The sequence below is a fragment of the Ideonella azotifigens genome (genome assembly GCF_006519715.1).
In the GTDB taxonomy this organism is placed as follows: Bacteria; Pseudomonadota; Gammaproteobacteria; order Burkholderiales; family Burkholderiaceae_C; genus Ideonella; species Ideonella azotifigens.
In genome coordinates this window covers 1-7,945 of the sequence record NZ_VIDT01000223.1, presented here as the reverse complement: position 1 = coordinate 7,945, position 7,945 = coordinate 1, and the positions used below count along the sequence as shown (strand labels likewise).

The window sequence follows — 7,945 nt, the reverse complement described above, 5'->3', positions numbered from 1 at the left end:
GCACTTGCCGTTGAGCTTGAGGTGGCGCGGCCCGCTGGGACAGTCGAGCGTGAGCTGCAGGTCGCGAAACGGCCGGCCGGCGTCGAGGGCCCGCTGGAGCGCCACTGCTGCTGCCGGGCTGCGCCGGGCGATCAGGCTGACCAGCGGCTGCGCACGGAACTCGGTCTCGGCCGTCTCCAGCAGTTCTGCCAAGCGCGACGACGGATGGCTGATGCAGCCATCGCGCCCAAACTCCCACAGGGCCTCGCCGGCATGTTGCTCGAAGTCCTGCAGCAACACCGCCAGCAGCCGCTCGCGCTGCACCGCCTGGGCCTCGGCATGGAACTGCGCGGTGCCCTTGTGCCAGCTGAACAGCGCGCCCAGCACCACGGTCGGCGTGTACAGCATCAGCAGCACCGCCACGCCGGCATACAGCGGATCACCCGCCAGCCACAGGGCCGAGGTCGAGGCGAACATGTAGATCGCGGCGTAGGCCATGCAGGCCCAGGGCAGGCTGGCCAGCACGAAGGTGCCGGCGCCCAGCATGCCGGTCACCAGCGTGGCCAGCGCCAGCTGCTGCGGCGTGCTGGCAGCCGGGAACCAGATCAGCATGAACGCCCAGGCGCCCGACAGCAAGGCGGCCTGCAAGGTGGCATGGTGCAGCGCCCGCCGCGAGGCCCGTTCCAGCACCTGGCCCCGCATGCGCCACCACCGGAAGGTGGCCAGCCCCGACATTGCCAGGATGACCAGCCACCACAGCCACATGCCCGGCGGGACGGCGCCGCGAAAGACCCACAGCACCACCGAGGCACTGCCCACGTTGGCCACCATCGTGAACGGCGTGAGTCGCACCACCGCATTGAGCTGCGCACCGCGCAGGCGCGCCGCTTCGGCGCCAGCGGCGCCATACAGCGCGGCCATGCCGTCGCGCACGCTGCGGGGGGTGAAGGGGCGGGGGCTGGTCATGGCACGGGTGCGCCGGAGTTTGGGTGCAACGCGGCAGGCTGCGGATGCCACCAGCACCCCGGTCACGTCGCTCGGCCAATTCCATCACGACATCGTGGGATGAGACCCCGGGGTTGACCCCTTTCGAGGGGACGCCGCCCGCCAGGATCCACCAGGCTGATTCGAATCCAGCGCGGGCATGCCGGGTGAGACGCCGTTACTGAAGATATCTACCAGCGCTGGATCGACGACGAACTCTTGAACCCATTGCCGGCTCGTAGAAAGGGGCCGGCCTGCCACCTTGCCGCTGGGCCGGCGCATCGAAATCGAGGTCGTCGATCCAGCCCACGCTCATCATGGTCCGGCCTTCAAGCAGTCCAAGGGTTAATGACCGCCACGCCCGCTGCCTCGAAGGGACGGGTGTCACGGGTGGCGACCGCCAAGTTGTTGGCTGCGGCGATGGCCGCGATGTAGCCGTCTGCGCTGGCAATGGCCAGCCCCGCCGCGCGCGCCTTGGCCATCAGCGCCGCGTAGGCCTGGGTGCAAGCCAGATCGAAGGGCAGCACGCGGCCAGCGAAGAGCGGCAACACTCGTGTCTCCAGGTTTCCCTGCAGGCCGGTGCGGCGCTTGCCTGCGGGCAGGAGCGCCAACCCGGCGCGCAACTCGGCGACCGTGATGGCGGACAGAAACAGGGTGTCCAGCGACTGGGCGTTGATCCACTCGATCACGCGAGCCTCGGGTGCCGGGCGCATGGGCTCCGACACCACATTGGTGTCCAGCAGGATCATTCGAAGCTCGGCGGATTGGCCGGCGCCTTGTTGCGCACCTGATCGAAGACTGCAAATTCTTCGTCGGTCAGCTTCGCCTGCCGACCAATGTCAACGAGCAGGGAGCCCAACTTGACCCGGCCTTCCGGGCTGACGGCGGACTCCAGGATCTCGCGCACTTCCGCCTCCATGCTGTGGCCGTGCTGGGCGGCGCGCGCGCGCAAAGCGCGGTGCACCTCGTCGGAAATGTTGCGGACAGTCAGCATCGCCATCGTCGTCCCCTTGTTGCGCCTTGAGTGCATGCATTTTATGCATTCGCATGCATTTCCGCAAACCTCCAGACCTCAAGCGGACTCTTTCGTATTCTGCTGAACAAAGGAACTAAAAATTTCGTGGAGTTCCTGAGGCACAACACGAAGTTCACCGAAGACTTTGCGAAGTGCCCCAGCGTTTACTTTCGCAGAAAATACCTCTTGCAGCACCTTCTGCAGATCGTGTCCACGTCGATCAATCAACCATTTTGGAAGCTGGAGTGTCGTAAAAACATCCAGGCCTTCTACATATAAAACTGAAACCTTCTCCAGCTCGTCGCTTTCAAGCTTCACGACGTTAGCCACCGGCCCAGACTTCCATATACTTTCAACCTGGGAAACGATGGCATCAGTAATTGCCTGCTTTTGCCCGCAAGGTAACTCTCTTACTTTGGCTTGGTCGCCCGGCCCCAACCAATCCAAACCTTTAACATATGGTGCCGCTGAAGAGGAAAGTAAATGGCAATATATTACCATCGGTTCAAACACATAGTTTTCCATGCTATATCGTTGGAGCACCTCCATACCAGGGGATTTCTTGTTTTCAGCATCTCTGTCAATAAGACCAAACAAAAGACGGTATGGAGCGATGTTGTCAAACACGTCGACTATTTTATGAATTGCCTCAATCTTCTTGGCGACCATGGTCGCCCCTCCACCGTCCTCTATATCAACAGCAGTCTTCGCGACACTCTTAAACTCAATTGCATGCTCAGATTCCCAAACACCTAACCTAACCAATGACTCAAACACAGTCCTATAGAATAGTTCATCATCCTGATCCTCAACGAGGACCGACACACTCGATCTCTGCGCGAGAATCAAGGCAGAAGACAGTGCTGCGGTAGCGGCACGCGGGGTAGTTTTCGAAACAGCTCGCGGATTTCGAGCAAGGAAATAGAGTGCCGCTTCGGGCGCTTGCACGATTGTCTCAAGCCTGTGGGTAGCCATTATGACGCGACAACCAAATTCCGGCACGATAATATCTTGAATTATAGCTATGAACTTCGGGATCAAGCTTGAATGAAGATGCGCCTCCGGCTCATCCAAAAGCAATAAGTTCAATCTGCTTCCGTTCATGCGCATTGCATAGAAAAGCAGGATAAGCCCTAAAATGTTTTGTTCTCCTCTTGAAAGATCAAAGAAGGAGATAAGAGCACCAGACGGCGTTTTCAACCGTGGGGTATAAGGAGCACCATCCAATTGCCCCGGTGGCTCAAACTGGTAGCCTAGATTTGCCAATGAAAATAGCCTGCCAATCTCCTCCCAAGGCGGACGCTCCCGATTTTGCGACCGAATGATATCAATGGTAGTTTGCCGACTTTCAAGCAATGCTACATGAGCAGCATTTGCCTCTCTCAAGGCAAACCGTAGGCACGCTTTCGAGATCGAAATAAATATTTGATCAAAAAATCGTTCGGAGTCCACTCGACGTGGAATATCCATAGTAGACGGCAAGCGCCTAGACAGTTCTGGAAGATCCATAGCTCGAAGCTCAGAGAGATTCGCGCGCTCCACTTCTGGAAAATAGTCAGAATATGGGACATCTTCAATAGGGTCACCACTTTTAACAGCTCGCGCGTACTTCTCAGCGCTCTTTTGAACCTCAATCAATTCGACCGGTCCACCTTCTCGGCTCAACAGCAAACTTTGTCGGAAGAACGCCACAGAATCCCGAGGAATAGTCACATTCGGCAGTATTGATCTTGGGATGTGTCCCTGAGTCGCTTGGTATATCATTTCAAGCAGTTGAGTCTTGCCTGCCCCATTTTCGCCAGTTAAAACTGCAAAATTAGGCACCCCTCTCCAAGAAAAGGGTCCCAAAAATCCCTTGAAATATTGACCCTGCGGAAGAATGACATCCATTCGAAATCCCATTCTGTTTGGACTAGAAACCTTTTGCCCGCGTTCATGAAAAGTGGCCGCCGAGCAAAGCTGCCCGTGGGCTGATCAGACAGATTACGCCGCCCGCAAGCAATCCACAATCTTCAACCTCGCCGCCCGCCAAGCCGGGATGAACCCGCCGATGAAGCCCATGAAGAGGGCGAAGACCAGCGTCTGCACGGCGATGCCGGGCGTCAGCTTGAACTGAAACGCCAGTTCGGCGAAGGTCTGGAAGTTGGTGGTGCTGATGTTGACGGTTTGCATCAGGCTGGCGCCGGCCAGGCCGATGAGGCCGCCGACCAGGCTGAGCAGCAGGCTCTCAGCCAGGAAGGCGATGAGCACGGTGCCGCGGCGGAAGCCGAGTGCGCGCAGAGTGCCGATCTCGCCGGTGCGCTGGGCGACGGCGGCGAACATGGTGATCATGGCGCCGACGATGGCGCCGATGCTGAAGATGATGGACAGCGCCGTGCCGAGGATGGTGATGAACTTGACCAGGGCTTCGCTCTGCTCCTCGTAGAAGCGGATCTCTGGCTTGAGCTCGACGGTGACACGGGGGTCGCCAGTGAGCTGGGACTGCACATGGGCCAGGCCGCCGGCCGGGTCTGACAGGCGGAACAGCACGATAGAGAAGGCGTTACGGCGGAAGGCCTGCATCATCAGTTCGGCATCGCCCCATATCTCGCTGTCGAAGGCGGTGTGGGCGCCGTCCATCACGCCGACGATCTCCCAGTCGCGCCCACCAAAGCGCAGGCGCTGGCCGAGCTGCGTGCCTTCGAAGCCCGTGGCGACGGCCTTGCCGACGACGATCTCGGCCGTGCCGGGCCGGAAGAAGCGGCCGGCCATCAGCTTGACCTGCGGGCGCAGCGCGAGGCCAGTGGGCCCGGTGCCGCGCATGCTGACGTTGCTGGGCGTGCCGCTGCCGCGCTTGGGCAGCGAGTTGAGCACCACCATTTCCTTGCTGATCATGGGCAGGCCGTCCAGGCCGATGGCCAGGTCCGGCAGCGTGGCCAGCAGGTTGGCCTGGGCCCGGTCCACGCCGCTGTTGATCTCGGCACCGGCGCCGCGGCGCAGCGCAATGACGTTGTCCGGCCGGCCGGTGGCGACCAGCGTGGCGCGGATGCCTTCGCTCATCATCAGCACGGTGGCGAAGGTGTAGACGACCAGCGCCATGCCGCCGGCGGTGAGCAGCGTGGTCACACGCCGCACCCACAGGTTCCGGGCAATGTAGCTCAGAGGTATCTGTTTCATTTGATCGCAACCGTGAAGGCGGCGGGCTCAGGCCGGCGCCGGGCCGCTCCCAAGCGGCCTGAGCACCCTCTCGGAGGGTGGACGCGGTACGCCGCGGCCGGGTGTGCCGTTACCCCACATGGCGCAGGCCCTGCACGATGTCGATCCGGCTCATGCGCCAGGCGGGCCAAGCGGCGGCGACCACGCCGACGATCAGTGCGGCGAGCATTTGCTGGCCCATGGTCAGCGCGGTGATCTCGAAGGCGGGCAGGAAGGAGCCGAGCACCTTGGCAATGGCATGCACCGCGGGGAAGGTGACGAGCACGCCCAGCAGGCCGCCGATCAGGCAGATGACCAGGCTTTCGCCGAACAGCAGCTTGACGACAAAACCGGGCGAGAAGCCCAGGGCCTTGAGCGTGGCGTATTCGGCCAGGCGCTCGCGGGCGGTCATGGTCATGGTGTTGGCCATCACCGCCATGATGATGACGACGATGATGTAGCTGACGGCCTGGATCGCGGCGAGGATGGTTTCGCTCATCGAGACGAAGCTGAGCTGGAAGGCGGCTTCGGTTTCGGTGAGGGTTTCGGCCAGCGAGTTCTTGAACTCGGCGTCGACCGCGCGGGCGATGAGCGCGGCGTTCTGCGGCTGGTCGATGCCGAGGATGAAGGCGCCTGTGTTGTCAGCCCGCAGCGGCGCGCGCTTGCGGATGAACTCGTTGATGGTCTCGTAGTGGAACAGCATCTGGCCTTCGTCGGTCTTCTTCTCGGCGCCGTCCCAGATGCCGCGCAGCGTGAAGGTCCAGGTGCCGGGGTAGATGGTGCCGCGCAGGGGAATCTGGTCGCCGATCTTCCAGCCGTAGGTCTCGGCCAGCTTGCGGCCGACGATGGCGCCCTGCCTGTCCTTCAGGAAGGCGATCTTCTCTTCTTCCTTGAGCACGTATTCGGGGTAGAGCTTCAGGTAGGTTTCGGCATGCACCGCGAACTGCGGGAAGAAGTTGCGCTCGCTCTGGTAGATGCCGCCGAACCAGTTGGCCCAGCTGATGGTCGTCACGCCGTCAATGGCCTTCATGCGCTGGGCGTAGCTGATGGGCAGCGAGAAGGTCAGCGAGATGGCGCTGCGCGAGACCAGCCGCGTGCTGGAGCTGGCCTCCACGCCGGCATACCAGGCGCCGATCAGCGTGCGCAGCAGGCCGAACGCGCTGACGGCAACGACCAGGCCGACGATGGTCAGCGCCGTTCGCAGCTTGTGGCGGAAGGCGTTGCGCAACAGGAGCTTGAGCAAGAACATTCAATGCGTCCCACGCGGCATGCCGACGCCCGGCAGGCGATGCGAAGACTCAACCCAGCGGCAGCCGCGGATCCGGCTTTGCCGGGCCGCTGGTTGCGCCCCCTTGAGGGGGAGCGCCGCAGGCGCTCGGGGGTGGGTCATTCAGTCACCTCATCGACCAGCACACCCTTTTCAAGGTGCACCATGCGCTGCGCACGCGCGGCGGCCTTCGGGTCGTGCGTGACCATCACGATGGTCTTGCCGAGGTCGCGCACCAGCGCGTCCATCAGCGCCAGCACTTCGCCGCCTGTCGTGCGGTCCAGGTCACCGGTGGGTTCGTCGGCGACGATCAGCGCGGGGTCGGTCACCAGCGCGCGGGCAATCGCCACGCGCTGCTGCTGGCCGCCGGAGAGTTCGTTGGGGTAGTGGTCGGCGCGGTCGGTCAGGCCGACCATGTCCAGCACCGCGTCCACCCGCTCGCCGCGCTCGCGGGCCGACAGCGAGGTGAGCAGCAGCGGCAGCTCGACGTTCTCGAACGCGGTGAGCACCGGCAGCAGGTTGTAGAACTGGAAGATGAAGCCGACGTTGGCGGCGCGCCAGTCGGCCAGCTCGCCTTCGCTGAGGGTGGCAATGTCCACGCCACCGATTTCGATGGTGCCGCTGCTGGGCTGGTCAATGCCGGCGATCAGGTTCAGCAGCGTGCTCTTGCCCGAGCCCGAAGGGCCCATCAGCGCGACGAATTCGCCGGCCATCACGTCCAGGTGGATGTCCAGCAGCACCGGGATGGCCTGGCCGGCGCGCCGGTAGGCCTTGGACAGCGAGCGGATGCGGATCAGCGGCGCGGCGGCATGGCCTGCGATGTCATGTGACGGGTCGCTCATGGCTTACTTCGTACCCGGCGCCGCGGTGACCAGCTTGACCTTCTGCCCCGCCTGCAGCTTCTCGGGCGGCGAGAGCACCAGCTTGTCACCGGTCTTCAGGCCGCTGGCGCCGCCACTGCCGCCCACCTCGCGCAGCTCGCCGAGCTGGCGGCCGGGCGTGACGGGCACGGCCTCGACCTGATCGCCCTCGCCAATGCGGAAGACGACCTGCTTGCCGTCGCGCTCGGCAATGGCCTTGGGGTTGACCGCCTGCAGCGGCTTTTGCTGCTCGGCGCTGACGGCCTGCGACAGGAAGGTGACCTTGGCGCTCATCTCGGGCAGCACGCGCGGGTCCAGCTGCTCGAAGCGGATCTTGGTCATCACCGTGGCCTTGGCGCGGTCCACCGTGGGCACGATGCGGGCGACGCTGCCGCGGAAGCGGGTGTCGGGAATGGCGTCCAGCGTGATCTCGACCGGCTGGTCCGGCTTGACCTTGGCGACGCTGGATTCGGACACGTCGGCCTCGACCTCCAGCGTGCCCATGTCGGCCATGGTGACCACTGCGGCCGAGGTGCCGGAGGCGTTGGAGAAGGGCGTGATCAGGTCGCCGACGTTGGCGTTCTTGACCAGCACCACGCCGTCGAACGGGGCGCGGATGTCGGTGGAGTCGCGGTTGACCTGCTGCACCTGGACTTGCGCGCGGGC

General features: G+C 62.9%; 8 protein-coding genes. All 8 read right to left on the bottom strand.

From position 1 onward, the window contains the following. Positions 1-945: PAS domain-containing protein (locus tag FKP22_RS14800; protein ID WP_141288240.1), on the bottom strand; the 945-nt coding region annotated here is incomplete at its 3' end. A gap of 347 nt (positions 946-1,292) precedes the next feature. After that, complete coding sequence (locus tag FKP22_RS14795) at positions 1,293-1,712, bottom strand: type II toxin-antitoxin system VapC family toxin (RefSeq protein WP_141288239.1); 420 nt, start codon at positions 1,710-1,712, stop codon at positions 1,293-1,295. Next, entirely contained in the window at positions 1,709-1,963 is a 255-nt protein-coding gene (locus FKP22_RS14790; protein WP_141288238.1) for a FitA-like ribbon-helix-helix domain-containing protein, read from the bottom strand. Before FKP22_RS14790 ends, FKP22_RS14795 begins: the two co-directional genes overlap by 4 nt. Positions 1,964-2,035: 72 nt before the next feature. Beyond that, positions 2,036-3,868 (bottom strand): AAA family ATPase, encoded by a 1,833-nt coding sequence (locus FKP22_RS14785; protein WP_170200911.1) that lies wholly within the window; start codon positions 3,866-3,868, stop codon positions 2,036-2,038. 93 nt (positions 3,869-3,961) lie between these two features. Continuing rightward, positions 3,962-5,134 carry an ABC transporter permease gene (locus FKP22_RS14780; RefSeq protein WP_141288236.1) on the bottom strand — a complete coding sequence of 391 codons (1,173 nt, stop codon included), beginning with the start codon at positions 5,132-5,134 and terminating at the stop codon, positions 3,962-3,964. 109 nt (positions 5,135-5,243) lie between these two features. Then, positions 5,244-6,401, bottom strand: coding sequence for an ABC transporter permease (locus FKP22_RS14775; protein ID WP_141288235.1), 1,158 nt, complete (start codon positions 6,399-6,401; stop codon positions 5,244-5,246). A 137-nt stretch (positions 6,402-6,538) separates the two neighbouring features. Next, positions 6,539-7,261 (bottom strand): ABC transporter ATP-binding protein, encoded by a 723-nt coding sequence (locus FKP22_RS14770; protein ID WP_141288234.1) that lies wholly within the window; start codon positions 7,259-7,261, stop codon positions 6,539-6,541. A gap of 3 nt (positions 7,262-7,264) precedes the next feature. Further along, the coding region (locus FKP22_RS14765; RefSeq protein ID WP_141288233.1) for an efflux RND transporter periplasmic adaptor subunit at positions 7,265-7,945 on the bottom strand (681 nt) is incomplete at its 5' end.